The sequence below is a fragment of the Lysinibacillus sp. EB271-A1-10B genome (genome assembly GCF_058791335.1).
This window is the reverse complement of record NZ_JBYTDL010000001.1, coordinates 195,159-221,106: the sequence shown is the minus strand read 5'-3', so window position 1 is coordinate 221,106 and position 25,948 is coordinate 195,159. Positions and strand designations below refer to the sequence as shown.

The following is a 25,948-nucleotide window of genomic DNA, read 5'->3' as shown; positions in this document are numbered from 1 at the left end:
GGCACATCACCAAAAATGATATTTGCTAAAACGATCATGTGCATAAGTTGATTGAGCTCCGACTGGACGCCCCAGGCAAAGCGTCCAGTCGGAGCAGAAATCAACCCCACGCTATAAAATGATAAGCTAAATAAAAATAGAAGCCAATTACGCCAAGGAGTAATTGATGAAAGGAGTATGTATATGACAGCCACATCTTTTAATCCGATTCAAATGCAACAAGCTGCTATAACCTCTGCTAATCAGCCACTTACTTTAAAACAAGGACAAATATTTCAAGGAACAATCAAACAATTATATCCAGATCAAATGGCAGAAATACAGGTTGGTCAACAAAAGTTTATTGCAAAACTCGAAGTACCGCTAAAAGCAGGTGATGCGCATTTCTTTCAAGTAACTGGTACAAGCCCACAAACCGAACTAAAAGTTGTTACGGGTCCTATGGCGCAAACGGCTTCCCAAAGTCAACAGATTAATCAGTTACTTGAATCAATGAATTTACCTAAAACAGCTGAATTACAGCAGCTTCTAGCTCATTTTATGAAGGCGCAGCTACCGATTTCAAAAGAGCAGCTGATGCAGGCAGAAATGTGGTTAAAGGCATTGCCGGAGGGCGTAGCAAAAATGGATGCCCTGCAAGCCATTCAAAAAATGGTAGAGTTTAAAATGCCAATGACAAATGATGTTTTTCAAGCTCTTCTAAGTGGACAAAAAACTGCAGGCATGGTTTCCATAATGGAAAACTTTACGCAGCTTTTAACGAAGGATATAGCTTTATCAGAAAACCTTAAGCAAAATCTAATGCAACAAATACAAGCAATTGCAAAGCCTTTTGAAGTAGAAACAGGTAGTTTGGTCCTTGCTAAGTCCATACAAATATTAACTAATAGTGCGGCTTCTATGAGTGAAAAGATTCAAGCCATGAATAGTTTAAAAGAGGCGGGGATACTACCTCAGCAGGCAACCTTGCAAAATTGGTCCAGCCTTAGCGATGTAAAGCCGATACAGTCAAATCAGCTGCAACAGGCTGGAGAAGTTATTCAAACAATTATAACGACAAAATCTGACAACATTCATCATCTTGTTGATCAGCTTAGATCATGGACAGCGAATCAAAGCTTGTTAACTAATGAACAAAAGCAATCATTAAATGAACTTATTGATCGATTTAAACAGCTACCAGCAACTAAACAAACGCTAGAGATTTTTGCAAAACAAATGCAAGAACACCTTATAAAGGCGTTTTCAGAAAATTCTTCGGCGCGTCTATTTACACAAGACGCGAATGCTCTTTCAGTGAAAGACCATTTATTATCGCTTTTAAAGCATGAAGCAACTACTCCGCTACAAAACGAAGCATTTATGCGAAATCTCATGAGAAATAGTGTTGAATCCCCGCAAGCAATGATTCAGCAAATTGTTACACAAGCGGATGCTCATGTACAAAATTCTATGGACAGTAAAGCAATGGAACATGCGCTTAAAACGGTATTAAAAAATCTAGGAGTTAGCTATGAAGCGACTCTTAGTAATAAGTCAGCCGATTTACAGCAGATTGCACATCAATTAAAACCGCAATTACATACATTATTGCAGGAAGCGCATGTTACTCCGCAGCTGAAGGAAGCTGCAGAAATGTTAATGGCACGTATGAATGGTATGCAGCTAGCATCAGGAGAAAATGGCCATCAGCATCAGCTTATTATGCAAGTGCCATTAGAATTTTTCGGCAAGAAAATGGATGCAACATTACAGTGGAATGGACGCATGAAGGAAGACGGTAAAATTGATGCCAATTACGCACGCATATTATTTTATTTACAAATGGAATCTATGAAAGAAACGGTTATTGATATGCAAGTCCAAAACCGTGTCGTTTCTGTGACAGTATTTAATGAAAATAATGATATTATTCCGCTTGCCGAACCACTAAAAGCAGCGTTAAAAATAGGATTAGCTGAAAAAGAGTATCAACTTTCAGGCGTTTTTATTAAACAATTTGAGAAAGCCCAACCAGAAAAAAACCCTGTAGTAGAACAGCAGGAGGAACATAGTGGGGTGGATTTTCGCATATGAGTGAAGAAAAATTTGCTCGAAAAGAGGCTATCGCCCTCACGTATAAGTTAGGCCGTTTTGATAGTCCAACGGTAGTAGCAAAAGGAAAAGGGAAAGTAGCAGAAAATATATTAGCGCGTGCGAATGAGCATGATGTCCCGATATATGAGGATCCTAACCTCGTTCAATTACTCGGACAATTAGATTTAAATGAGTCAATTCCTGAAGAATTATACGAAGCCGTCGCTGAGGTTTTTGCATTTATTTATCGTTTAGATCAACAACATGCGCAAAAATATAGAAAAAATAGAGAATTCTGATTTTCGGAAATATCTGTTTTAGTACACGAAGTAGAAAAAACCGTCATATTTTTATGTAAAAAATGAATAAAAGACAAGGTATAGACTTTATCAGAATCTTTCGTTAGAATAGATTATGTTAGTAAAACAATTTTGCAAATGTTTGATGGGAGGATGTATTATGAATATCCATGAATATCAAGGGAAAGAGATTCTTAGAAAATATGGTGTAGCTGTACCAAACGGAAAAGTTGCTTTTTCCCCTGATGAAGCTGTGAAAGTAGCGAAGGAACTTGGCTCTAATGTGACTGTAGTCAAGGCGCAAATTCATGCAGGTGGACGCGGGAAAGCAGGGGGCGTGAAAATCGCTAAAAACCTTGACGAGGTGCGTACATATGCAAAAGAATTACTAGGTAAAATTTTAGTAACTCATCAAACAGGTCCTGAAGGAAAAGAAGTAAAACGCTTATATATTGAAGAGGGTTCTGATATTCAAAAAGAATACTATTTAAGTTTAGTATTAGACCGCGCAACATCCCGTGTAACAGTGATGGGATCTGAAGAGGGCGGCATGGATATTGAGGAAGTAGCGGAATCACATCCGGAAAAAATCTTCAAAGAAGTTGTGGATCCTGTTGTAGGGTTAACAGGTTTCCAGGCACGTCGCATGGCGTTCAATATGAATATTCCAGCTAACCTAATAGGGAAAGCTGTTAAATTAATGTTAGGCTTGTATCAAGCGTTTATCGACAAGGATGCTTCTATTGTAGAAATTAATCCACTTGTTATAACTGGACAAGGAGAAGTTCAAGCATTAGATGCTAAATTTAATTTCGATGCAAATGCGTTGTATCGTCATAAAGATATTGTCGAATTACGTGATTTTGATGAAGAAGATCCAAAGGAAATCGAAGCATCAAAATATGACCTTAGCTATATTTCATTAGAAGGCAACATTGGCTGTATGGTTAATGGAGCTGGTCTTGCAATGGCTACGATGGACACAATTAGTTATTACGGCGGAAGCCCTGCTAACTTCTTAGACGTAGGAGGCGGTGCAACGGCTGAAAAAGTAACAGAAGCTTTCAAAATTATCCTTTCTGATCCACATGTAAAAGGCATCTTTGTAAACATTTTTGGCGGAATTATGAAGTGTGACATTATCGCTGAGGGTGTTGTAGCAGCTGCCAAAGAACTTGGCTTAACTGTGCCGTTAGTTGTACGTTTAGAAGGTACAAATGTAGAGCTTGGAAAAGAGATTTTAAATGCATCTGGTTTAAACATCGTTGCAGCGGATTCAATGGCTGACGGTGCACAAAAAATTGTGGGACTAGTAGGCTAAGGAAGGCAGGGAGAACAATGGCTGTATTTATTGATAAAGATACGAAGGTAATTGTGCAAGGGATTACGGGAGAAACAGCGCTTTTCCATACGAAGCAAATGCTTGAGTACGGTACTAAAATTGTAGCTGGTGTAACGCCGGGTAAAGGCGGTCTTGAAATCGAAGGAGTGCCTGTATTTAACACTGTAGCGGAAGCTGTAGCTGCAACAGGTGCAACAACTTCAGTTATTTATGTACCTGCTCCATTCGCGGCAGATGCTATTTTAGAGGCTGTTGATGCTGAATTAGAATTAACGATCTGTATAACTGAGCATATTCCTGTACTTGATATGGTTAAGGTAAAACGTTATATGGGAGGTAAAAAGACTCGTCTAGTCGGTCCTAACTGTCCTGGTGTTATTACAGCGGATGAATGTAAGATTGGTATTATGCCTGGTTACATCCATACAAAAGGGCATGTAGGAGTAGTTTCACGCTCTGGTACATTAACATATGAAGCGGTACACCAGTTAACACAAGCTGGTATCGGTCAAACTACAGCTGTAGGGATCGGTGGAGACCCTGTCAATGGTACGAACTTTATCGATGTTTTGGAAGCGTTTAACAACGATCCAGAAACATATGCAGTTGTGATGATTGGCGAAATTGGAGGGACAGCTGAAGAAGAAGCAGCTGAATGGATTAAAGCGAATATGACGAAACCTGTCGTTGGCTTTATCGGTGGACAAACAGCTCCTCCAGGTAAACGTATGGGTCACGCAGGTGCTATTATCTCAGGTGGTAAAGGAACAGCAGCAGAGAAAATTAAGGCTATGAATGCTGCTGGTATTGAAGTTGCAGAAACGCCATCTGTCATTGGCGACACGCTTATTAAAGTAATCAAAGAAAAAGGGCTATACGAAAAGTGTAAAACCCATTAAAATGGAAGATGTAGCACATTGTGGCTACATCTTTTTCTTTAACTTCTTTCAGCGGGTGTCCAAACACCTGCTGAAAGAAGTTAAAGCTTCCGGCGGATGTCATGGACTCTGCATGAATATGCTTGCTTCTAACTTCCTACTTACTTTTTTGAAAATGCGGTCATTTAATTTCTTCTATTATAAAAGGAGGCTCTTAAATGATTTTTTCAGTTGATACACAAAGATTGCTAGCTTTACATTATATATACCCATTACCACTTCAAAAACTTCAGCGATTATTGTCCCCGGTGGATATACTAAGTTATTTTGAGGAAGTGCACCCCTACGAGATTGCAAAAACACTGCAAATATCATCGAGTAGAGCTTTGGAGATATCCAGGAGTTTTCGACAAATTATGACATTGTCGTTTGCAGAAGCTTATGAAAGGGCCAATATTTCCCCGATACCTTTTCATCATCCTTTTTACCCGGCGCAATTATTTGAAATATCCAGCCCACCTACTGTATTGTATGTGAAAGGTCGGTATTCGCTATTGACGAAAGAAAAACAAGTAGCCATTATAGGTTCTAGAAAGGCTACATCATATACAAAAACTGCGATGGACCTAATCGTGCCACCTCTTGTTGAACACGGATATACAGTTGTAAGCGGGCTTGCAAGAGGGGCAGATACGATCGCTCATGAGACAACTATAAAAGTTGGTGGTTCCACAATTGCAGTGCTTGGTCACGGGTTTAATTATATATACCCTAAGGAAAACCAGTCTCTCTCTGAGCATATGGCGGAGCATCAGTTACTTGTCACAGAGTATCCTCCATATATGAAACCTGAGAAATGGCATTTTCCAATGCGCAACCGAATCATAAGTGGATTGTCCAAAGCTATAGTTGTTACGGAAGCGGCATTAAGAAGTGGCACGCTTATTACAACGGACAATGCATTAGAGCAAGGAAAAGATGTATTTGTTGTACCTGGTCCAATTAATGCAGAGCAGTCAAAGGGCACAAATAAACTACTATTAGAAGGAGCTATTCCAGTGTGTAATGGTCACGAAATCGTTGAAACACTTACGCTCTTTTCTAACAAAAATTGAAAAAAAGTTGCATTATCTTAAAATCTGTTATACATTTTGCAACAGGTAACTTAAAAAATTAGCAATAGACCTCGCTAAGGGGGAGACATAGATGGCGGATTATTTAGTGATTGTAGAATCACCAGCAAAAGCAAAAACAATTGAACGATATTTAGGGAAAAAATATAAAGTGAAAGCGTCAATCGGGCATGTTCGTGATTTACCACGTAGCCAAATGGGCGTTAGTCCAGAAAATAATTATGAACCTAAATATATTACTATTCGTGGTAAAGGGCCTGTTTTACAGGACTTAAAGTCTGCGGCTAAAAAAGTGAAGAAAGTCTTTCTAGCGGCCGATCCAGACCGCGAGGGAGAAGCGATTGCTTGGCACCTTGCGACTGCGTTAAATATCGATATTCAATCAGATTGTCGTGTCGTTTTTAATGAAATTACAAAAGATGCGATTGTAGAATCCTTTAAAAATCCACGTCCTATTAATATGGATTTAGTGGATGCACAGCAAACACGTCGTATACTGGACAGACTTGTTGGTTATAACATTAGTCCGATTCTTTGGAAAAAGGTTAAAAAGGGATTATCGGCAGGGCGAGTACAATCTGTAGCACTACGCATGATTATTGATCGTGAAAATGAAATTAAAAACTTCCAACCGGAAGAATATTGGACAATTGAAGGTTCTTTTGAAAAAGGGAAGAAAACGTTCGATGCGCTTTATTACGGTAATGGCAAAGAAAAAATTAAATTAACAAATGAAGAACAAGTAAAATCTATTTTAAAAAATGTTAAAGGTACAAGTTTTGAAGTTGTTAATGTATCGAAAAAAGAACGTAAACGAAATGCAGCACCTGCTTTTACAACATCTTCTTTACAGCAAGAGGCAGCACGTAAGTTAAATTTCCGTGCTAAGAAAACGATGATGCTTGCGCAACAATTATATGAAGGTATTGATGTTGGTAAAAAAGAGGGGACAGTCGGTTTAATTACTTATATGCGTACCGATTCTACACGTATTTCAGATACAGCAAAAACAGAGGCAGTAGCCTACATTGAATCCAAATACGGCAAAGAATTCATCTCAACAGAGTCGAAGCAGGCTAAAAAAGCATCAAATGCACAAGATGCCCATGAGGCTATTCGCCCAACTAGTACGATGCGAACTCCGGATGAATTAAAGGCAGTGCTTAGTCGCGATCAATTGCGCTTATATCGTTTAATTTGGGAGCGTTTTATCGCAAGTCAGATGGCGCCGGCCGTACTTGATACAGTAGCTGTTGATCTTCAAAATGGTGATGTTTTATTCCGTGCAAACGGCTCGCAAGTTAAATTTGCAGGCTTTATGAAACTCTATATTGAGGGTACAGATGATCAAACAGAAGAGACAAACAAGCTTCTACCTGAAATGGAAGTTGGCGATCAAGTAAAATCTCTTGAAATCGAGCCGAAGCAACATTTCACACAGCCACCACCACGTTATTCAGAGGCGCGTCTTGTAAAAACAATGGAAGAGTTAGGTATAGGGCGCCCGTCCACATATGCACCGACCCTCGATACAATTCAGCGCCGTGGCTATGTCGTATTAGATGCGAAACGATTTATGCCGACAGAGCTAGGAGAAATCGTGCACCAACTCGTACTAGAGTTTTTCCCTGATATCATAAATATCGAATTCACAGCACAGATGGAACAAGATTTGGATGATATTGAAGAAGGTGGTCGTCAGTGGAAAGAAGTTGTGCATGAGTTTTATAAGGATTTTGAGGTCCATGTAAAATATGCAGATGAGGCTATGGAAAAGGTTGTTATAAAAGATGAACCGGCTGGCGAGGATTGTGAGCTTTGTGGATCTCCAATGGTCTTTAAGCTTGGACGATACGGAAAATTTATGGCTTGTTCAAACTTCCCGGATTGCCGCAATACAAAAGCTATTATGAAACCTATTGGCGTAAAATGTCCTTCTTGTGAAACAGGCGAAATTGTAGAACGAAAGAGTAAAACAAAGCGTTTATTCTATGGTTGCAATCAGTACCCTGAGTGTGAATTTGTTTCATGGGACAAGCCAATTAGTAGACCATGTCCGAAATGTAGTGCATTATTAGTAGAGAAAAAAATTAAAAAAGGTGTTCAAATTCAGTGTACGAAATGTGACTATGAAGAGACACCTACTCAATGATAGAAAGATGGTAAGAACATGACTGAACAAGTAGTAAATGTAATAGGCGCAGGGCTTGCAGGCAGTGAGGCTGCTTGGCAAATTGCTCAACGTGGTGTGAAAGTTAAACTTTATGAAATGCGTCCAGTAAAGCAAACACCAGCTCACCATACTGATAAATTTGCGGAGCTTGTTTGTTCGAACTCACTACGTGCAAATGGATTAACGAATGCCGTAGGTGTGATTAAAGAAGAAATGCGTATTTTAGACTCTGTAATTATGAAGGCAGCCGATGCATGTTCAGTACCAGCAGGCGGTGCCTTAGCAGTGGATCGACATGAATTTGCAGGCTATGTGACAGAAGCGGTGAAAAATCATCCTCTTGTGGAAGTTATTCATGAAGAAGTCACTGAAATTCCAGAAGGTATTACTGTTATTGCCACAGGGCCACTAACATCGAAAGCTTTAGCTGAAAAAGTTCAGGGCTTAACAGGTTTAGATTATCTATATTTCTATGATGCAGCAGCACCAATTATTGAAAAAGATAGCATCGATATGGAAAAAGTTTATTTAAAATCTCGTTACGATAAAGGGGAAGCAGCTTATTTAAACTGTCCTATGACAAAGGAAGAATTTGATCGTTTCCGTCTAGCGTTAATCGAGGCAGAGGTTGTGCCATTAAAAGAATTTGAAAAAGAAATTTACTTTGAAGGATGTATGCCTATCGAAGTAATGGCTGCTCGCGGTGAGAAAACAATGTTATTTGGACCGATGAAGCCAGTAGGTCTAGAAGATCCAAAAACAGGGAAACGACCTTATGCAGTTGTCCAGTTACGTCAAGACGATGCAGCAGGAACTCTTTACAATATCGTTGGCTTCCAAACGCACTTAAAATGGGGACCACAGAAAGAAGTACTGCAATTAATTCCGGGATTAGAGAATGTGGAAATCGTTCGTTATGGCGTAATGCATAGAAATACATTCATTAATTCGCCAAAGGTTCTAGAGAAAACGTACCAACTTCGTGAGCATAAAAATATTTTCTTTGCTGGTCAAATGACAGGTGTAGAAGGATATGTTGAATCTGCTGGTAGTGGATTAATTGCCGGTATTAATGCAGCTCGATTAGCATTAGGACAAGAGCAAATTATCTTCCCGTTTGAAACGGCTTTAGGTAGTATGGCGCGTTATATAACAGAAGCGCAATCGAAAAATTTCCAGCCGATGAACGTTAACTTCGGAATTTTCCCTGAACTACCACCAGGACGTCGTTCGAAGCCAGAGCGTGCAGAGATGCATGCTACGCGTGCAATAAGCACAATTCGTAATTTTGTGAATTCACAAACAATTTGATTGCAAAAAGCCTCTAAAAGTTGGTATACTCTTAGAGGCTTTTTCTTTTTTGTAGCAAAATGCTAATTTACACGTGTTTTATTATTTTGTATGGAGATTTTCTCAAAATATAAACATTTTCACTTGCTATATGATGAAGATAGGTATAGTGTCAATATGTATGTTTTGTACATTAACGATACCCAAAGTGACAAACTAAAGAGGATCATCGAAAATTGACATTCTTTTAATGGCAAGTGAAAGCACTTTAGGCTCATCAGCCAACGTTGAGGGTGGCATTTGTAAAAATGTATGCCGTTTATATAAGTTGATTGGAAGTGTAGACTAAGCGACTCCTTAGGGATCCAGCAATAGAGGGACGAAGGCTAAAACCATCATGTCCTGTGATAATGCCTTCGTGATCAACATCCTTTTGCCCAAGTGGCTCACTGGACGCCTTTAGGAAAGAGGTCATGTGGAACGAAAAATCAACCACTCGTTATGGTGATGCCCTGTAATTTGAGAAGATTATCAATAAATCCATTGGTGGTGAATCTTTTTATGTTAGTTTCGTCCCAAGATGCACTTGAACAGTTTATGCTTTATATCCAAATTGAAAAAAACTTCTCTGTTCATACAGTGCGAGAATATGAATCGGACCTACTAGATTTTTTAGCGTTTTTGCAAGCGGAGGGCGTAAATGATTTAGCTAGCGTTGAGTATATACATGCACGTCTTTATGTAACAAAGTTGTACGATGAAAAGAGAGCAAGATCATCTGTATCAAGGAAAATCTCCTCAATACGCTCCTTCTTTCGCTTTCTAAATAAACAGCACGGATTAGATGATGGGGCATTTCGATCACTTTATCATCCGAAAAAAGAATCACGTTTACCTAGCTTTTTCTACGAGGAAGAATTGAAGCAGCTATTTGATGCGAATGTCGGCGATGATTTGAAATCATTAAGAAATATAGCTATATTGGAGCTGTTATATGCGACAGGTATTCGTGTAAGTGAGCTCACCTCAATTCAAGTAGAAGATGTTGATTTCCATTATTCGATTATTAGGGTAATGGGAAAAGGGCGAAAAGAACGTATTATTCCATTCGGGCAATTTGCGAGTTTAGCTATGCAGGATTACATAGAACAAGCTCGTCCACGATTGATGAAAAACACAAGTCATCAGCAATTGTTTGTCAACATGCGCGGTGGGGAACTTACTCCACGAGGTGTACGTCATATTTTAACAGAAATGATTGACAAAGCCTCGCTCCATACGAAAATATATCCACATATGCTTCGCCATACTTTTGCCACACATTTATTGAATAATGGCGCAGATTTACGTACGGTGCAGGAGTTATTAGGCCATGCTCATTTAACTTCTACACAAGTTTACACTCATGTAACAAAAGAGCATCTACGTCAAACATATATGAATGCTCATCCAAGGGCATAATAAGCTAAGGAGGAAGGCGAATGGGACAAATTCATGCGACAACGATATTTGCAGTTCATCATAACGGAGGTTGCGCGATGGCAGGTGATGGTCAAGTGACCCTGGGAAATGCGGTTGTTATGAAAGGTACAGCAAGGAAGGTCAGACGTCTGTTTAATGGTCAGGTGCTTGCCGGGTTTGCGGGATCGGTTGCTGATGCTTTTACACTTTTTGAAATGTTTGAAGGAAAGTTAAATGAATACAATGGTAACTTACAACGTGCAGCAGTAGAAGTTGCTAAGCAATGGCGCGGTGATAAAATGCTACGTCAATTAGAGGCTATGCTACTTGTAATGGATAAAAGTACACTCCTTCTTGTTTCGGGTACGGGAGAAGTAATTGAACCGGATGATGGAGTTTTGGCAATTGGTTCTGGGGGTAACTATGCATTATCAGCAGGCCGTGCCCTGAAAAAGTATGCAGGTGATACAATGTCTGCTCGTGAAATTGCAGAAGCGGCATTAGAAACCGCTGCTGGAATCTGTGTGTTTACGAATCATAATATTATCGTGGAGGCGCTTAACTAATGACAAAAAATAATTTAACGCCAAGACAAATTACTGAGCATTTGGATCGTTATATCGTTGGACAAAATGAAGCGAAGCGAGCGGTAGCTATTGCACTACGTAATCGATATCGTCGCTCGCTGCTAAGTGATGAGATGAAGGCTGAGGTAATTCCGAAAAATATTTTGATGATTGGACCTACAGGTGTCGGAAAAACAGAAATTGCACGAAGAATTGCAAAGCTAACGGGTGCACCATTTGTAAAAGTTGAAGCAACGAAGTTTACAGAAGTAGGATATGTAGGGCGAGACGTAGAGTCAATGGTACGTGATGTAGTAGAAGCTTCACATCGTCTTGTAAAAGAAGAAATGATGGAGTCTGTGAAGGACCAAGCCGAAGAATTAGCAAACGAAGCGATAGTTAAGTTGTTAGTTCCTTCATTACGAAAAAAACAGTCCATGCAAAATCCGTTTGAAATGTTATTTGGCGGAAAAGAACAGCAAGCCAATGATGATTCTTCTTCTGAAGAAACTGAAGTACGCTCCAAACGTGCGCAAATCGCTATCGATTTACGTAATGGTAAATTAGAAAATGAATGGATTACAGTTGAAGTAACTGAACAAAATCCTTCTATTTTTGATGCGTTACAAGGAACAGGTATGGATATGTCTGCAAACAATGGCATGCAGGATATGCTGTCTAGTTTAATGCCTAAAAAGCAGAAAAAACGTCGTCTACAAGTGAAAGATGCACGTCGTATTTTAACGATCGAGGAAGCAAATAAACTCATAGATGCAGACGAAGTTGCTCAAGAGGCCATTTCAAGAGCAGAACAATCAGGTATTATTTTTATTGATGAAATTGATAAAATCGCTAGTAAGGATAGTAACTCCTCTGCAAACGTATCGCGTGAAGGTGTGCAACGTGATATTCTACCAATTGTTGAAGGTTCTACTGTAACGACAAAATACGGTGCTGTAAAAACTGACTTTATGCTTTTCATTGCTGCTGGAGCGTTTCATATGTCGAAGCCTTCAGATTTAATTCCTGAATTGCAAGGTCGTTTCCCGATTCGAGTGGAGCTTGAAAAATTAACTAAACAAGATTTTGTACGTATTTTGCAAGAACCAGATCAATCACTTATTTTGCAATACAAGGCATTATTAGAAACTGAAGGCGTGGAGATAAACTTTACGGAAGACGCGATTGAGCGAATTGCAGAAATCGCAACTGAGGTCAATCAGGAGACTGATAATATTGGAGCTCGACGTTTGCACACAATTTTAGAACGCTTATTAGAAGAATTATCATTTGAAGCTGCTGAAATTGCACCTGCAAATATTCCAATCACTGCTGCTTATGTAGATCAAAAACTTGCGGGTATAGTAAAAAACAAAGATTTGTCACAGTTTATATTGTAAGATAAGGCTGAATAGTTTTATTAAGTTGAAAAAACATTTAGAATATTAAGAAAATACTCTTCGGATTATTTATAGGAGGAACATATAATGAATTTATTAGAAAAAACGCGTAAAATTAACTCGATGCTCCAAGCATCTGCTGGTAAACCGGTAAACTTTAAAGAAATGGCAGATACATTAGGAGATATTATCGACAGTAATGTTTATATTGTAAGCCGTAAAGGGAAGCTTTTAGGTATTTCAATTCACCAACAAATTGAAAATGAGCGTATGAAAAAGATGTTCGAAGAGCGTCAATTCCCAGAAGAATATACACATAGCTTGTTTACAATTTCTGAGACATCTTCAAACTTAGATATTAATGACGAACATACTGCTTTCCCAGTTGAAAACAAAGAGTTATTCCAAAATGCATTAACAACGATCGTACCGATTGTTGGTGGTGGTGAGCGTCTTGGTACATTAATTCTTGCTCGTTTATCTTCACAATTTGAGGATGATGATTTAATTTTAGCTGAGTACGGTGCAACAGTAGTTGGTATGGAAATTTTACGTGAGAAATCTGAGGAAATTGAAGAGGAAGCTCGTAGCAAAGCTGTTGTACAAATGGCAATCAATTCACTTTCATACAGTGAGTTAGAGGCTATTGAACATATCTTTGAAGAGCTTGATGGCCATGAAGGCTTACTTGTTGCTTCAAAAATTGCAGACCGAGTTGGTATTACACGTTCAGTAATCGTAAACGCATTACGTAAACTAGAATCTGCAGGTGTAATCGAATCTCGCTCTTTAGGTATGAAAGGTACTTACATTAAAGTACTGAACGATAAATTCCTAAATGCATTAGCTGAAATTAAAATGAAATAATAAAATAGCGTCCTTTTGGGACGTTCTGAGGCATCTGGAATAATTTTGTTCCAGATGCCTTTTATTATATAGAGAATAAAAATCGCTAAGGGAAACTTTGTGATCGTTGTGGCCTTCCGATTCCCTTTCCAGACTGCTTACTTTCCTATGAAGAGCGTCGACCACCACTTCCTCCTCTTTAGTCCCTATATTGGCACTGCGCTTACGTACAAAAAAACCCGTGTTGCTGTCGCTAAATTAACACTGTGCTTTCTCACAAATTTGTTGGCCTAAAGCCTTCGGCGGATTTGACACAAAAAATTCATTGGAAACACAAAGGTATCTGGGATAATCTTGTTCAGATGCCTTTTGTAATTCGACGAAGTTTCGACGAAATTTGCGGTTGAGTTTACATGCTTTAATTATGTCGAATCATGTTTTAGTACTAAATAGGGGGGAGGAATCATCTATATTTTAATCCTTTCGCTCATTTTTTATAGGTATGTTTTCGACCTTCCTAGACGCTAATGTCATTGCTTTATCCCTAAATTTGTCTTTTGACATATGCGCTACTTTTTGCGTAAGTGAAAAAAACATATGCTCCAATTGTTACTTGTAAGACAGTATGGAATGACTATTCTGAATTTTGCGTAATATTATAGCCTTATGTTTAAATAGTAAAAAGGAACTCTAATTTAGACATTGTGTCTACTGTTGTTTTGGTAAAAAAAGGAATAAAATAGATCCTAAAACCGTAAACACTGTCGAAATGGTGTAAATAGACTAGTATTGAGTAGGGTGGCTATGAATCCAGTAATATCAAGGGATACGGAAGTATTGTCCTGGTTATTTGTGAATAAAAATGGGTCGTTTATACTATCAAAAAGTGACAAAAGACAATAGACACTACGTATCATCTTAATTACAATTGTATTATTGGATAAAATAAGAAGTACATGAATGAGGTGAGCTTTTTGGATTTGTTTGGAGGAACTATTAGTAAGCTGGAAAACGGACTTTCTTATGCAACTTTGAATCATAAAACGATCGCTAATAACATTGCGAATGTCGATACGCCGAACTATAAGGCGAAAAATGTAAGTTTTAAAGATATGTTGGAGAAAGAACAACAAATGTCAATTTCGGCATATCGTACGGATAATAGACATTTTGATTTCGCGATTCGACAATCAACGCCTGGTGTGAATAATATAAATGGTTTGCGATATCGAAATAATGGTAATGCCGTAGATATGGATGCTGAACAGACAAAGCTTGCGGAAAACCAAATTTATTACAACGCATTAATTGAACGCATGAACGGTAAGCTAAATACTCTAAATACGGTTATTAAAGGAGGTAAGTAATAGATGTCTATTTTCCATGGTATGAATACTACTGCCTCAGCATTAACGGCACAGCGTTTACGAATGGATGTAGTTTCGTCAAATATGGCGAACATGGATACAACGCGCGGTAGACAAGTGAACGGGGAGTGGGAACCATACCGCAGAAAGTCTGTAACGCTTACGGCGCAAGAGGGACAGTTTTCAAAGATCTTTAATGCCGCGGTTGGCAAAAATGCAAAGAGTGGTGTTGGCAACGGCGTAAAAGTTACACAAATAAAAGAAGATAGAGAAACACCTTTCAAACTTGTGTATGATCCAACTCATCCAGATGCAAATGCAGATGGCTATGTAAATATGCCGAATGTAGATCCATTAAAAGAAATGGTAGATTTAATGTCAGCTACTCGTTCCTACGAGGCAAACATAACTGTATTGAATGCAAATAAATCCATGCTGACAAAGGCTTTAGAGATTGGAAGATAAATAAGAGGAAAGGAAGATACATAATGACAATTTCGTCCGTTTCACAAATGACACCTACGCAGGTTGTAAATGAAACAAATAAACTTAATACGACACCTTATGAAGCACAACAGAGCTTTGCGAACTCGTTAAAAGAAGCAATATCAAAGGTTAATGATCAACAAATTACTTCTGATAACCTTACTCAAAAGTTAATTAATGGTGGAGATGTAGAGTTGCACGAAGTGATGATTGCATCACAAAAGGCGAGCATTACATTAAATGCAACAATTGAAGTTCGCAATAAGGTGATTGAAGCTTACCAAGAAATAATGCGTATGAGTGTCTAACTTTATTTGAATAAGCACTATTGAAGTAAAGAATTTATCCCATATTTTAAATGGATGATTGATGTGGAGGTTGGATGACTCCTAAGGGATCACGTTCATGATACAGAAGGTGATAGCCTTGAAGTGAGTGAGACAATAGAAAAACGAAGGCAAATACATCATATCTTATGATTATGCTTTCGTGGCCAACATCCTGATTGCCCCAAATGGTTTATCGGACGCTCCTAGTCGAAACGGAAATCAATACGTTATGGTGATGATAATGATTGAATGTTATGGGATATCACTGTTTTCGCGAATTATTAGATGGATAGGTTGTTCACTATAACCGGAGGATTCATAATGAATGAACGATTGACGAAAATAAAAAACGACACCAGCCAATTTTGGACAAGTCGTAGTAAAAAACAAAAATTTGTAATGATTGGTTCTGTGGTAGGAGTACTAGCACTTGCTGCCGTTATTACACTTTTTGCTACAAAAATTACATATGTACCACTTTATAAGGATTTATCGACAAGAGAAATCGGACAAGTGAAGGAAGCGTTAGATACCCAAGGTGTAAAATATGAACTTGCACCGGGGGGGACATCGATTTTAGTGCCTGAGGAACAAGTTGATTCATTGTTAGTACAGTTAGCATCGGAAGGATATCCGCAAACGGGGTCGATTGATTACTCTTTCGCAAATAGCTCTGGATTTGGTATGACAGATAATGAGTTTAACCTATTAAAAAAAGCTGCGACTGAAACAGAAATCGCAAAGCTCATTAAAAATCTAGAGGGTGTAAAAGATGCAAAGGTAATGATTAACATTCCAGAAGAGGGCGTATTTTTAAAAGATGTTAAAGAAGAAGCGACTGCATCTATTGTTTTAAATACTGACCCGGGCTATAAATTTACAGAGCAACAAATTGCCACTATGTACAATCTAGTTGCAAAAAGTGTTCCAAATTTAAATACGGATAATATTGTTATTTCTAACCAATTTTCTGAGTACTTTGATCTAAATGCTGCAACTACTGATGGGGCTTCAACTACGACAGCTGAAGGTCAGTTACAAGCGAAGAAATTGGTTGAGCGTGATCTACAACGTCAAGTCCAAAATATGCTAGGTACGCTTATGGGACAAGACAAAGTAATCGTTTCTGTGACAACAGACATTGATTTCAAAAAAGAAGTTCGTGAAGAAAACCTAGTAACACCAGTTGACGAAGAGAATATGGAAGGAATCGCGATTAGTGCTCAACGTATTACAGAGCAATATTCTGGTACAGGGGCTGCAGCCACTGGTACACCTGAAGCTGAAACGACGACGGATAACTTCACAACGTATAACGAAGGTGTAAATGGTGACGGGGAATATGAACGTACTGAAGAAACAATTAATAATGACGTAAACCGTATACGTAAAGATATCCAAGAGGCACCATATAAAATTCAAGATATTGGTATCCAAGTAATTGTTGAACCACCGACAGCAACTGACGCGGCAACATTACCAGATGGGATTCGTGAGGATATCCAGCAAATTTTAAGTACGATTGTTCGTACGACGATTTCTAAAGATGTAGCAGCTGAGCTTACTCAAGATCAAATCGATGAAAAAGTAGCTGTTTCAGTGCATCCTTTAAATGGTAAAGCAACAGAGACAGCTAGCGAAAAATCTGTTATTCCATGGTGGGTTTGGGTAATCGGCGGCATTTTACTTGCTGTTATAGTATTGCTTGCATTCTTCATTGTCCGTTCACGTAAACGTGCACAGGAAGAAGAAGAACTAAGTATCCTAGATGAACAAGAAGAACTAATGATTGAAGATATAAATGAAGAAATTGAAACGGAAGCTACAATGCGTCGTAAGCAGCTTGAAAAAATGGCAAAAGAAAAGCCAGACGATTTTGCGAAGTTACTGCGTAGTTGGATTGCGGAAGACTAACTAGGAGGTTCGGCTGTGTCCAAGAAAGATAAGGAATTAACAGGCAAACAAAAGGCCGCTCTCTTGTTAATTTCATTAGGGCCTGAGGTTTCAGCTTCTGTCTATAAACACTTAACAGAAGAAGAAATTGAACGTTTAACATTAGAGATTTCAAGCGTAAAAAAAGTAGAAGCAAATGTGAAAGAGGAAATTATTGAAGAGTTCCACAATATTGCACTTGCGCAAGATTATATTACACAGGGTGGTATTGGTTACGCGAAGACAGTATTGGAGAAAGCTCTTGGTGTAGAACAGGCGCAAACAATTATTAATCGCCTTACATCTTCTTTACAAGTACGTCCTTTTGACTTTGCGCGTAGAGCTGATCCAGCACAAATTTTTAACTTTATTCAAAATGAACATCCACAAACAATTGCCCTTATCCTCTCTTATTTAGAGGCAGGGCAAGCGGGTGTGATTTTATCTTCATTACCACAGGAAGTACAGGCTGATATTGCTAAGCGTATTGCTGTAATGGATTCAACTTCCCCAGAAGTTATTAGTGAAATTGAATCTGTTTTAGAGCGTAAGTTATCATCGACTGTGACACAAGATTACACTGAAACGGGTGGCATTGATGCAGTTGTTGAAGTGTTAAATGGTGTAGATCGACAAACGGAAAAAACGATTCTCGATGCACTCGAAATTCAAGATCCAGAGCTTGCAGAAGAAATCAAAAAACGTATGTTTGTATTCGAAGATATTGTTACGCTTGACAATCGTTCGATACAACGTGTTATTCGCGATTGTGAAAATGAAGACTTACTGCTTTCAATGAAAGTTTCTAGTGAAGAAGTAAAAGACATTATTTTCCGCAATATGTCACAACGTATGGCTGAGACATTTAAGGAAGAAATGGAAATTATGGGTCCTGTTCGACTGCGTGACGTAGAGGAAGCGCAATCTCGAATTGTTGCGGTCATTCGTCGCTTAGAGGATGCTGGTGAGATTATTATTGCACGTGGTGGAGGAGATGACGTCATTGTCTAGAATCATCCGTTCTGTACATACACAGTCCAATGGTGATCATGTCAAAAAGATTCAAATCCGTGAAATGTTTGAGCTGCATGAGATAGAAAATGGAGAAATTCAACCTCAAAAACAGATTACTATGGAAGAAGTGCTAGAAGAGCGCGAGCGCTTGCTTGCGGAAGCTAGAGCTACTATACAGGCTGAACGCGAGGCTTTTGAACAAGAAAAGCAAATATTCTCCCAGGAAATTGAACATTTAAAGCAAGACTGGGAAGAAGAACGACCTAATCGAGTGCAAGAAGCTTATGATGAAGGATTTGGTCAAGGTTATGAGGATGGGACAAACAAAGCGAATGAAGCGATGGCGCAATCTCTCCAAACGGCCAATGAAATAATTATTCAAGCGGGGGAGAATGCTCGGAAATATATTGAAGAACAAGAATCGATTATTTTAGAGCTAGGCTTAACCGCCGCAGAGCGAATTATTGATACATCTTTAGAGCGAGACAACGAATTATTTGTGTCAATCGTTCGTAGAGGGCTTAAAGAAGCAAGAGAAATGAAAGAAATAAAAATCTATGTTTCACCTACTTACTATGCATTAATTACTGGTAATCGTGATGAACTAGCTGAAATGTTCCCAACTGACGTACCATTTATGATTTTTGTAAATGAAGATTTAGAAAATGAAACAGATTGTTATATAGAAACAAATCATGGTCGTATTGTTGTAAGTATCGATGAGCAATTAAACGAACTAAGATTGAAGTTACATGAAATATTAGAAAGTAAGGAATGATCTAGATGAAAACGGCTCAATTAATCGAACAAATTCCTCAAATACCAACCTTTAAAAAGTTTGGTAGAGTTACTAGAGTTGTCGGCTTGATGATTGAGTCGCAAGGTCCAGATAGTTCCATTGGTGACGTTTGTAAAATTTATGTGGAAACTTCTAAAAACGGTCATCAAATTATCTTGGCAGAGGTTGTAGGCTTCAAAGATGAAATTGTCGTCTTAATGCCTTTTACCTCCCTAAGAGAAATATCAATTGGCTGTCTAGTTGAAGGTACAGGGGCACCACTTGAAGTAAAAGTTGGCCCCGAACTAATCGGTAAAGTACTTGATTCTATGGGGAATCCAATAGATGGAACTTTATTACCGAAAGGATTAATGTCAGTTCCGACAGAGCAGGACCCACCAAATCCGCTAACACGCCCACCTATTAATGAAAGACTTGAAGTAGGTGTTAAAGCAATTGATGGCATGCTTACAGTGGGTAATGGACAACGTGTTGGTATTTTCGCAGGATCTGGGGTCGGGAAAAGTACATTGCTCGGTATGATTGCGCGAAATACACAAGCGGATTTAAACGTAATCGCATTAATTGGAGAGCGTGGTCGTGAAGTTCGTGAGTTTATAGAGCGAGACTTAGGGCCAGAGGGTTTAAGTCGTTCTATAGTTGTTGCTGCCACTTCTGATCAGCCTGCGCTGATGCGTATTAAAGGAGCCTTTACTGCAACAGCGATTGCCGAATACTTTAGAAATCGTGGTTTAAATGTCATGTTGATGATGGACTCCGTGACTCGTGTTGCTATGGCACAGCGTGAGATTGGTCTTGCGACAGGTGAACCTCCAGCTCAAAAAGGGTACACACCATCTGTTTTTGCGATTTTACCTAAATTATTAGAGCGCACAGGCACTAATGAGAAAGGCTCTATTACTGCATTTTATACAGTATTAGTAGATGGTGATGATATGAATGAGCCGATTGCAGATACTGTGCGAGGGATTTTAGACGGTCATATAGTACTTGATCGAAACCTTGCCAATAAAGGTCAATATCCAGCTATTAATGTATTAAAAAGCGTCAGCCGTTTGATGAATCATGTGGCAGAACCAGAGCACAAAAAGGCTGCGGAACGATTAAGAGAACTTTATTATACATATGACAAGTCGGAAGATCTAATTAATATCGGTGCATATAAGAAAGGAACGTCAAAAGAAATTGATGAAGCTATTTACTATGAACCGCTCATTACCGCTTATTTAAAGCAAGGATATTTAGATAAAGTGACCCTTGAGGAAAGTATGAATGAGTTAATTTCATTATCGAACGGTGGTGGACATTAGGGTGGTAAGTTATATTTATCGTTTTGAGAAAGTGTTAGCCATTCGAGAGCAGGAAAAAAATGAAACTGAAATTGCCTATAAAGAATCTGTACGTTCTTTTGAAGAAGTAGCGACAAAGTTATATGAGTTGTTAAAAAAGAAAGAAGATTTAATAGAGTTTCAACAGGAGCGTTTAACTGTAGGTTCATCAATAGAGGAAGTTCATCATTATGCACGTTTTATTGATAGCCTCGAAAAAACAATTGCTGATGTACAGCAGAAAGTTGTTCAAGCTCGTGCAAAAATGAATTGGCACGAAGAAAAATTATTAGAAAAAAACTTGGAAGTACGTAAATTTGAAAAAATGCGAGAAAAAGATTTCAAAGTGTTCCAGCAAGAGCAGGATCGTATCGAAGGCATTTTTTTAGATGAGATTTCAACGCTTACGTATAACAAGAGGGAAATCAGGTGATTTCATGGTGAAAAAAGACAATCGACTTAAGACGGAATTAGAAGAACAACCGCCTAAACGTAAATCAGGAGGCCTTCGAAAGTTTTTTACATGGTTTGTAATACCGGTTATGTTTGTAGCGGCAATTTTACTTGTTGTTGCAACCCTAATGAATACGAATGTCTTTGATTTAGGGAAGAAGGCATTTGAAAGTTTACCATTCGTTCCTTCTGAAGAACAACAAGCAAAAGATGCAGTAGTAAATAATGATTCGAAGGTTGTAAATTTACAGGCTGAAATACAAGAAAAAGAAGCAGAAATTGTACAGCTACAAAAAAAGATCGATACATCAACAACTGAAAAAGAAAAGTTAACGACAGAAAATGAGCAGCTGAAATTTGAAGTTGAAAAATTAAATAGGGAGCAAAGTGACGTAAAGCGTGACTTTACTGATATTTTAAAAACATTCGATAAGATGTCCCCTAAAGCAGCTGCGCCAGTTCTAATTAAAATGAGTGATACAGAAGCACTACGTATTTTAACAAATTTAAAGCCAGATAAATTAGCGGCGATTCTAGAAAAAATGGAACCACAAGATGCAGCTAAATATACAGAAATGATGGCTAAACAATAAGAACATCTGAAAGGAGGTGAAATGATGGATGTATCAATGATGCAAATGATGTCTAAGGCTTTACCAACTAAAAACGCGGCTACAAAGTCTTCGACAACAGGCGATTCCGATGTGAAAGCAAATGGACCGTCGAACAAAGAAAAGTTAGCAACGTTTGGATCAGTGTTTGGAAAGGTTATTTCTTCTTCAGATAAAACACAGCAGCAAACACAGTCAACAGATACAAAAGATACCTCTGATTTAGCAGCAGTTTTAAATGCTGAGTCTATAGAAGAAGTACTAGATGTACTAGGTATCCCACATGACGATGGCTTGTTAATGCTTCAAATTGGTGAAGAAGGTAAAGCTGTTGCAATAGATGAAATGTTAAATCTTGATCATTTAATGGATGCATTGGGGATTGATACTGAGCAACTCCAACAATTAGTACAACAGTTGCTAGGGGAAGATCAAGAAGCAAGAGATATATGGGAGCTTTTAGCACTAGTGGATGCTCAGGCACCAGCGCTTCAAACACAAATCGTAGCAGCTATACAAGGTGAAGGACAAGTGACACCGAAAGAAATAGCGCCATTGCTTCAAGTATTAAAGTTAGCACAGCTAGTTGGACAAAAAACAGACTTAACAGCTTCACAAGAAAACGTGCTAACTAACGTCAAGAGTCTTTTGACAACGATGCAAACACAAGTTGAGACGCTTCAAACGGCACAGCAAGTAACAACGAAAACAACAGTAACACTTCCGTTACAAGGCTTTCAGAAAGTAGTTCAACAAGTTCAAGTTACAAAACAGACAGACACAAGTGCGAATGAAATGGTGACTTCCAATACAGTCCAAACAAAAGCAGATACGTTCCAAGTGACACTACCTGCTGCAAAACCGGCGCAGTCAGAGGCATTATTAAAAGAGATGCAAGCAATTATCAATAGAGCCCAAATCTCGAATGCACAAGGTATTACACGCTTAACATTGAAATTGTATCCAGAAAATCTAGGAACAATTCGTATCGAGCTTGTGCAAAATGACGGTGTCCTTACAGCACGTTTGCTTGCTTCAACAGCACAAGGTCGTGAATTACTTGATAGTCAAGCACATCAATTAAAGCAAGCCTTTGTACAGCAAAATATTCAAGTGGATCGTCTTGATATTGCCCAAACCTTACAAGATGCAGATCGTCAACAACGTGACCAAAGCTTCTTCAATAATTTCTTTAAGCAACAACAGCAAGAAGAGGAAGAGCACAAAAGCGACGATGACGATGAAGGCAAGTCCTTTAGTGACTATCTAATAAGTGAGGAGGTATAAATATGGCAGATACAAAGACTGATAAAATGACTGGAAAAATAACGGATGACTTATACTATCAGAATTATAAGAAGCCAGTAAGGCAAACAGGTAATAAAGAACTCGGTAAGGATGCTTTTCTTCAATTGTTAATTACGCAATTGCAACATCAGGATCCAACAAATCCTATGGACGACCGAGACTTTATTGCTCAAATGGCACAATTCTCTTCTTTAGAGCAAATGCAAAATATGACAAAGGCGATGGAATCATTACTTGCTTCACAGCAACAAACACAGATGATGAGTTATTCATCTTTTATTGGTAAGGAAGTAAAATGGCATGAGTTAACAGATGAGAAAGATGAAAAAGGTAACTATGTAGTCAACGAAGGATCAGGTGTTATTGAGTCATTAAAATTTGTTGATGGTAGTGTAGAGTTCTTATTAACTGATGGTAAGAAAATACAACCTGGCAATATCTCGGAAATTTTAGGCGGTTCAGAAACGAATTCGAATGATAACAATACTGAAAAAGAATCTCCTCTTGTACAAGCAAGCAAGCTAATTGGTAAAAAAGTTACCTATAAAGACGGCGAGCAAGAACTACAAGGGCGTATCGTTTCTGTTTCGAGTAAAGATGGCGTTATTTATTACGTATTAGATAATGACAAAAAATTAACACAAAAAGAATTTACCGAAATAACCGAATAAAGGTGGAGAAGAATGATGGATCAGTTTTCATTGCATCGTGTACCATTACATCCATCTATTCGCCAGACACAACCAACGCCAATAAAATCACAGCAATCTTTTAAAGCTCATTTACAAGAAGCTACCAAGCAACAAGAACTGAAAGTGAGCAAGCATGCGCATGAACGTATTATCCAGCGTAATATTGCGATTACTGAACAAGAATGGCAGGTTGTATCGGACAAGGTATTTGAAGCGCACTCAAAAGGTGTCAAACAACCATTAGTCTTGATGGATCAAGCAGCTTTAATTGTCAGTGCTAAAAATGCTACTGTCATTACAGCGATGGACCGCACGGAAGCAAAACAGCAAATATTTACAAATATTGATGGCACAATCGTGCTGTAAGGGCTGGACCTGTGATAGGAGGCCTAGGTGTGCTGATTGATAGAGGCACACAATTAATAGACGAAGGGAGAACGACATTATGTTACGTTCTATGTATTCTGGTATTTCAGGTTTAAAAAACTTCCAAACAAAGCTGGATGTAATTGGTAATAATATTTCTAACGTTAATACTTACGGCTTTAAAAAAGGACGTGTAGTATTTAAAGATTTAATGTCTCAAACGTCAGCGAGTGCCTCTTCACCGACTCAAACTCGTGGTGGTATTAACGCTAAACAAATCGGTTTAGGTTCACAACTTGCTGCAATCGATACAATTCACGGTTCAGGTTCAATGCAAACAACGTTTCGCGAGTTAGACTTAGCTATAGCTGGTGATGGATTCTTCATGGTAGGTGATGCAAATGGTGCACCTAATGAAGACGGGGACCTAGATGCTGAAGGTTACAGCAATATTCTCTATACACGTGCTGGTAACTTCTACATGGATAGAAATGGATATCTAGTGAATGCCGATGGTAAATATTTAGTAGGTCACGCAAATGATGAGTTATCCATTTCTGCTGATGGCGATTCAATCGATGGTGCTCAAGCTGAGGAACATAAAGCAGACAATGGACTTGCTGATATAGAAGGTAATATCGCTGAGGGTCTGGATTTCGCAACTGAAATTTCACCGATTCGTATCCCTACAACAGCACAATCAATGTCAATTAGTCAGGATGGTACAGTTGAGTATGTAGACTATAAAGGTGATAAACAATATGCAGGTCAACTTATACTTTCAAAGTTCCCAAATGCTGGTGGTCTTGAAAAAGTGGGTGGTAACTACTACCAAACTTCAGCAAACTCTGGACAACCATACGCTCAAGTTGGAACAGTAGGAGGGGTTGGTGCCGTTCAAGCTGGTACCCTAGAAATGTCCAATGTAGACCTTTCAGAGGAGTTTACAGAAATGATTGTAGCGCAACGTGGTTTCCAAGCAAATACACGTATAATCACAACTTCTGATGAAGTTCTTCAAGAGCTTGTAAATTTAAAACGCTAAGTAATTTGTAAGTAAGAAATACCAGTTAAGATTTCAAGATGCTCAAAATTAAAAACATAATTTCATATGAGGGAGGGTCGGGCCGGCTCTCGAGCTAGACCCGGCCCTATTTCAATGATTGAACTAACACGTTTAAATGGCAAAGCATTTACATTGAATGCTTTATACATAGAAACGGTCGAATCTTTTCCAGATACGACCATTACATTAACGACTGGAACCAAAATCATTGTTTTACAGAGTGAAGATGAGGTGCGACAAAAGGTAACTGCCTTTTATAAAAATATACAAATACTATCAAACCCGCATCTACGAGGTGAAGAAGATGAAGAATAATAAAGTGTTAACGATGATTATCATCGTACTAGTAGCAATCATACTTATCGGGGGTATTGGGTTTGTGTTATATACCCAATTTAATAAGCCAGCAGGATCTCTTGAGCCAACCATTGATGAAATCGTAGAAGCTTCTGTAGAAATTCCAGAAATTACGACAAATCTAGCTGATAACAAAATTGTACGCATATCGTTAAAAATTCAAACAACAAATAAAGATGCTGGTACTGAGTTAACGAAGCGTGATTTCCAAGTGAAAAACATTGTTATTCAAGAGCTTTCTGAAATGGAGCAAAAGGATTTAGAAGGTAAGAAAGGTAAACAAATTTTCCAACAATCATTAAAAACACGATTAAATGAACTGATGCAAGAGGGAGAAGTTCAGGAAATTTATATTACCTCCTTCATCACACAATAA

At 38.5% G+C, this 25,948-nt stretch carries 26 protein-coding genes; all 26 read left to right on the top strand.

Features of this window, described 5'->3' with window-relative positions:
* The first annotated feature begins 183 nt into the window (after positions 1 to 183).
* Entirely contained in the window at positions 184 to 2,076 is a 1,893-nt protein-coding gene (locus AC3WSK_RS01085; RefSeq protein WP_492411478.1) for a TP0910 N-terminal domain-containing protein, read from the top strand.
* A complete protein-coding gene (locus AC3WSK_RS01080) occupies positions 2,073 to 2,375 on the top strand; it encodes an EscU/YscU/HrcU family type III secretion system export apparatus switch protein (protein ID WP_079560445.1) in 303 nt (100 codons plus the stop codon). Before AC3WSK_RS01085 ends, AC3WSK_RS01080 begins: the two co-directional genes overlap by 4 nt.
* A 160-nt stretch (positions 2,376 to 2,535) precedes the next feature.
* Positions 2,536 to 3,696: an ADP-forming succinate--CoA ligase subunit beta gene (sucC, locus tag AC3WSK_RS01075; RefSeq protein WP_079560446.1), complete on the top strand. Its 1,161-nt coding sequence runs from the start codon at positions 2,536 to 2,538 to the stop codon at positions 3,694 to 3,696.
* A 17-nt stretch (positions 3,697 to 3,713) separates the two neighbouring features.
* Positions 3,714 to 4,616, top strand: coding sequence for a succinate--CoA ligase subunit alpha (sucD, locus tag AC3WSK_RS01070; protein WP_079560447.1), 903 nt, complete (start codon positions 3,714 to 3,716; stop codon positions 4,614 to 4,616).
* Between the two features lie 197 nt (positions 4,617 to 4,813).
* On the top strand, positions 4,814 to 5,710 hold the full coding sequence (gene dprA / locus AC3WSK_RS01065; protein WP_492411476.1) for a DNA-processing protein DprA: 897 nt from the start codon (positions 4,814 to 4,816) through the stop codon (positions 5,708 to 5,710).
* A gap of 91 nt (positions 5,711 to 5,801) precedes the next feature.
* The gene (gene topA, locus AC3WSK_RS01060; RefSeq protein ID WP_079560449.1) at positions 5,802 to 7,880 is read left to right on the top strand and encodes a type I DNA topoisomerase; all 2,079 of its coding nucleotides are present in this window, start codon (positions 5,802 to 5,804) and stop codon (positions 7,878 to 7,880) included.
* A gap of 18 nt (positions 7,881 to 7,898) precedes the next feature.
* On the top strand, positions 7,899 to 9,212 hold the full coding sequence (trmFO, locus tag AC3WSK_RS01055) for an FADH(2)-oxidizing methylenetetrahydrofolate--tRNA-(uracil(54)-C(5))-methyltransferase TrmFO (protein WP_427482565.1): 1,314 nt from the start codon (positions 7,899 to 7,901) through the stop codon (positions 9,210 to 9,212).
* Between the two features lie 540 nt (positions 9,213 to 9,752).
* Positions 9,753 to 10,652 (top strand): tyrosine recombinase XerC, encoded by a 900-nt coding sequence (xerC, locus tag AC3WSK_RS01050; protein ID WP_079560451.1) that lies wholly within the window; start codon positions 9,753 to 9,755, stop codon positions 10,650 to 10,652.
* Positions 10,653 to 10,672: 20 nt separating this feature from the next.
* Positions 10,673 to 11,218 carry an ATP-dependent protease subunit HslV gene (hslV, locus tag AC3WSK_RS01045; RefSeq protein ID WP_079560452.1) on the top strand — a complete coding sequence of 182 codons (546 nt, stop codon included), beginning with the start codon at positions 10,673 to 10,675 and terminating at the stop codon, positions 11,216 to 11,218.
* Complete coding sequence (hslU, locus tag AC3WSK_RS01040) at positions 11,218 to 12,618, top strand: ATP-dependent protease ATPase subunit HslU (protein ID WP_079560453.1); 1,401 nt, start codon at positions 11,218 to 11,220, stop codon at positions 12,616 to 12,618. Before hslV ends, hslU begins: the two co-directional genes overlap by 1 nt.
* 87 nt (positions 12,619 to 12,705) lie before the next feature.
* Positions 12,706 to 13,485: a GTP-sensing pleiotropic transcriptional regulator CodY gene (gene codY / locus AC3WSK_RS01035; RefSeq protein ID WP_049668434.1), complete on the top strand. Its 780-nt coding sequence runs from the start codon at positions 12,706 to 12,708 to the stop codon at positions 13,483 to 13,485.
* Positions 13,486 to 14,438: 953 nt separating this feature from the next.
* Positions 14,439 to 14,831 (top strand): flagellar basal body rod protein FlgB, encoded by a 393-nt coding sequence (gene flgB / locus AC3WSK_RS01030; RefSeq protein ID WP_386826810.1) that lies wholly within the window; start codon positions 14,439 to 14,441, stop codon positions 14,829 to 14,831.
* Positions 14,832 to 14,834: 3 nt separating this feature from the next.
* Entirely contained in the window at positions 14,835 to 15,296 is a 462-nt protein-coding gene (gene flgC, locus AC3WSK_RS01025; protein WP_492411472.1) for a flagellar basal body rod protein FlgC, read from the top strand.
* A 23-nt stretch (positions 15,297 to 15,319) separates the two neighbouring features.
* Entirely contained in the window at positions 15,320 to 15,625 is a 306-nt protein-coding gene (gene fliE, locus AC3WSK_RS01020) for a flagellar hook-basal body complex protein FliE (RefSeq protein ID WP_049668437.1), read from the top strand.
* Between the two features lie 342 nt (positions 15,626 to 15,967).
* Positions 15,968 to 17,560, top strand: a complete 1,593-nt coding sequence (gene fliF / locus AC3WSK_RS01015; RefSeq protein WP_079560457.1) for a flagellar basal-body MS-ring/collar protein FliF — start codon at positions 15,968 to 15,970, stop codon at positions 17,558 to 17,560.
* A 15-nt stretch (positions 17,561 to 17,575) separates the two neighbouring features.
* Positions 17,576 to 18,589, top strand: a complete 1,014-nt coding sequence (fliG, locus tag AC3WSK_RS01010) for a flagellar motor switch protein FliG (protein ID WP_079560458.1) — start codon at positions 17,576 to 17,578, stop codon at positions 18,587 to 18,589.
* A complete protein-coding gene (fliH, locus tag AC3WSK_RS01005; protein ID WP_079560459.1) occupies positions 18,582 to 19,370 on the top strand; it encodes a flagellar assembly protein FliH in 789 nt (262 codons plus the stop codon). The genes fliG and fliH overlap by 8 nt, the downstream gene beginning before the upstream one ends.
* Positions 19,371 to 19,375: 5 nt before the next feature.
* Positions 19,376 to 20,701, top strand: a complete 1,326-nt coding sequence (gene fliI, locus AC3WSK_RS01000) for a flagellar protein export ATPase FliI (protein ID WP_079560460.1) — start codon at positions 19,376 to 19,378, stop codon at positions 20,699 to 20,701.
* 1 nt (position 20,702) lies between these two features.
* Complete coding sequence (gene fliJ, locus AC3WSK_RS00995; protein ID WP_079560461.1) at positions 20,703 to 21,152, top strand: flagellar export protein FliJ; 450 nt, start codon at positions 20,703 to 20,705, stop codon at positions 21,150 to 21,152.
* Positions 21,153 to 21,156: 4 nt separating this feature from the next.
* Positions 21,157 to 21,765, top strand: coding sequence for a MotE family protein (locus AC3WSK_RS00990; protein WP_427482763.1), 609 nt, complete (start codon positions 21,157 to 21,159; stop codon positions 21,763 to 21,765).
* Between the two features lie 21 nt (positions 21,766 to 21,786).
* Positions 21,787 to 23,070 carry a flagellar hook-length control protein FliK gene (locus tag AC3WSK_RS00985; RefSeq protein ID WP_492411468.1) on the top strand — a complete coding sequence of 428 codons (1,284 nt, stop codon included), beginning with the start codon at positions 21,787 to 21,789 and terminating at the stop codon, positions 23,068 to 23,070.
* Positions 23,071 to 23,072: 2 nt separating this feature from the next.
* The gene (gene flgD / locus AC3WSK_RS00980) at positions 23,073 to 23,762 is read left to right on the top strand and encodes a flagellar hook assembly protein FlgD (RefSeq protein ID WP_427482573.1); all 690 of its coding nucleotides are present in this window, start codon (positions 23,073 to 23,075) and stop codon (positions 23,760 to 23,762) included.
* A gap of 15 nt (positions 23,763 to 23,777) precedes the next feature.
* A complete protein-coding gene (locus AC3WSK_RS00975) occupies positions 23,778 to 24,149 on the top strand; it encodes a TIGR02530 family flagellar biosynthesis protein (RefSeq protein WP_079560864.1) in 372 nt (123 codons plus the stop codon).
* A 79-nt stretch (positions 24,150 to 24,228) separates the two neighbouring features.
* Positions 24,229 to 25,194 (top strand): flagellar hook-basal body complex protein, encoded by a 966-nt coding sequence (locus tag AC3WSK_RS00970; RefSeq protein ID WP_079560465.1) that lies wholly within the window; start codon positions 24,229 to 24,231, stop codon positions 25,192 to 25,194.
* Positions 25,195 to 25,308: 114 nt separating this feature from the next.
* Entirely contained in the window at positions 25,309 to 25,530 is a 222-nt protein-coding gene (locus tag AC3WSK_RS00965; protein ID WP_049668748.1) for a flagellar FlbD family protein, read from the top strand.
* A complete protein-coding gene (gene fliL, locus AC3WSK_RS00960; protein ID WP_079560466.1) occupies positions 25,520 to 25,948 on the top strand; it encodes a flagellar basal body-associated protein FliL in 429 nt (142 codons plus the stop codon). The genes AC3WSK_RS00965 and fliL overlap by 11 nt, the downstream gene beginning before the upstream one ends.

Bases quoted from the DNA above. Each gene is read 5' to 3' on its own strand.
- AC3WSK_RS00990 (WP_427482763.1), top strand. From the start codon at position 21,157: ATGGTGAAAAAAGACAATCGACTTAAGACGGAATTAGAAGAACAACCG.
- hslU (WP_079560453.1), top strand. From the start codon at position 11,218: ATGACAAAAAATAATTTAACGCCAAGACAAATTACTGAGCATTTGGAT.
- AC3WSK_RS00985 (WP_492411468.1), top strand. From the start codon at position 21,787: ATGATGGATGTATCAATGATGCAAATGATGTCTAAGGCTTTACCAACT.
- codY (WP_049668434.1), top strand. From the start codon at position 12,706: ATGAATTTATTAGAAAAAACGCGTAAAATTAACTCGATGCTCCAAGCA.
- topA (WP_079560449.1), top strand. From the start codon at position 5,802: ATGGCGGATTATTTAGTGATTGTAGAATCACCAGCAAAAGCAAAAACA.
- sucC (WP_079560446.1), top strand. From the start codon at position 2,536: ATGAATATCCATGAATATCAAGGGAAAGAGATTCTTAGAAAATATGGT.
- sucD (WP_079560447.1), top strand. From the start codon at position 3,714: ATGGCTGTATTTATTGATAAAGATACGAAGGTAATTGTGCAAGGGATT.
- fliL (WP_079560466.1), top strand. From the start codon at position 25,520: ATGAAGAATAATAAAGTGTTAACGATGATTATCATCGTACTAGTAGCA.
- AC3WSK_RS01080 (WP_079560445.1), top strand. From the start codon at position 2,073: ATGAGTGAAGAAAAATTTGCTCGAAAAGAGGCTATCGCCCTCACGTAT.
- AC3WSK_RS00975 (WP_079560864.1), top strand. From the start codon at position 23,778: ATGGATCAGTTTTCATTGCATCGTGTACCATTACATCCATCTATTCGC.
- fliI (WP_079560460.1), top strand. From the start codon at position 19,376: ATGAAAACGGCTCAATTAATCGAACAAATTCCTCAAATACCAACCTTT.
- xerC (WP_079560451.1), top strand. From the start codon at position 9,753: ATGTTAGTTTCGTCCCAAGATGCACTTGAACAGTTTATGCTTTATATC.
- AC3WSK_RS01085 (WP_492411478.1), top strand. From the start codon at position 184: ATGACAGCCACATCTTTTAATCCGATTCAAATGCAACAAGCTGCTATA.
- dprA (WP_492411476.1), top strand. From the start codon at position 4,814: ATGATTTTTTCAGTTGATACACAAAGATTGCTAGCTTTACATTATATA.
- hslV (WP_079560452.1), top strand. From the start codon at position 10,673: ATGGGACAAATTCATGCGACAACGATATTTGCAGTTCATCATAACGGA.
- flgC (WP_492411472.1), top strand. From the start codon at position 14,835: ATGTCTATTTTCCATGGTATGAATACTACTGCCTCAGCATTAACGGCA.
- fliF (WP_079560457.1), top strand. From the start codon at position 15,968: ATGAATGAACGATTGACGAAAATAAAAAACGACACCAGCCAATTTTGG.
- AC3WSK_RS00965 (WP_049668748.1), top strand. From the start codon at position 25,309: ATGATTGAACTAACACGTTTAAATGGCAAAGCATTTACATTGAATGCT.
- flgD (WP_427482573.1), top strand. From the start codon at position 23,073: ATGGCAGATACAAAGACTGATAAAATGACTGGAAAAATAACGGATGAC.
- AC3WSK_RS00970 (WP_079560465.1), top strand. From the start codon at position 24,229: ATGTTACGTTCTATGTATTCTGGTATTTCAGGTTTAAAAAACTTCCAA.
- trmFO (WP_427482565.1), top strand. From the start codon at position 7,899: ATGACTGAACAAGTAGTAAATGTAATAGGCGCAGGGCTTGCAGGCAGT.
- fliE (WP_049668437.1), top strand. From the start codon at position 15,320: ATGACAATTTCGTCCGTTTCACAAATGACACCTACGCAGGTTGTAAAT.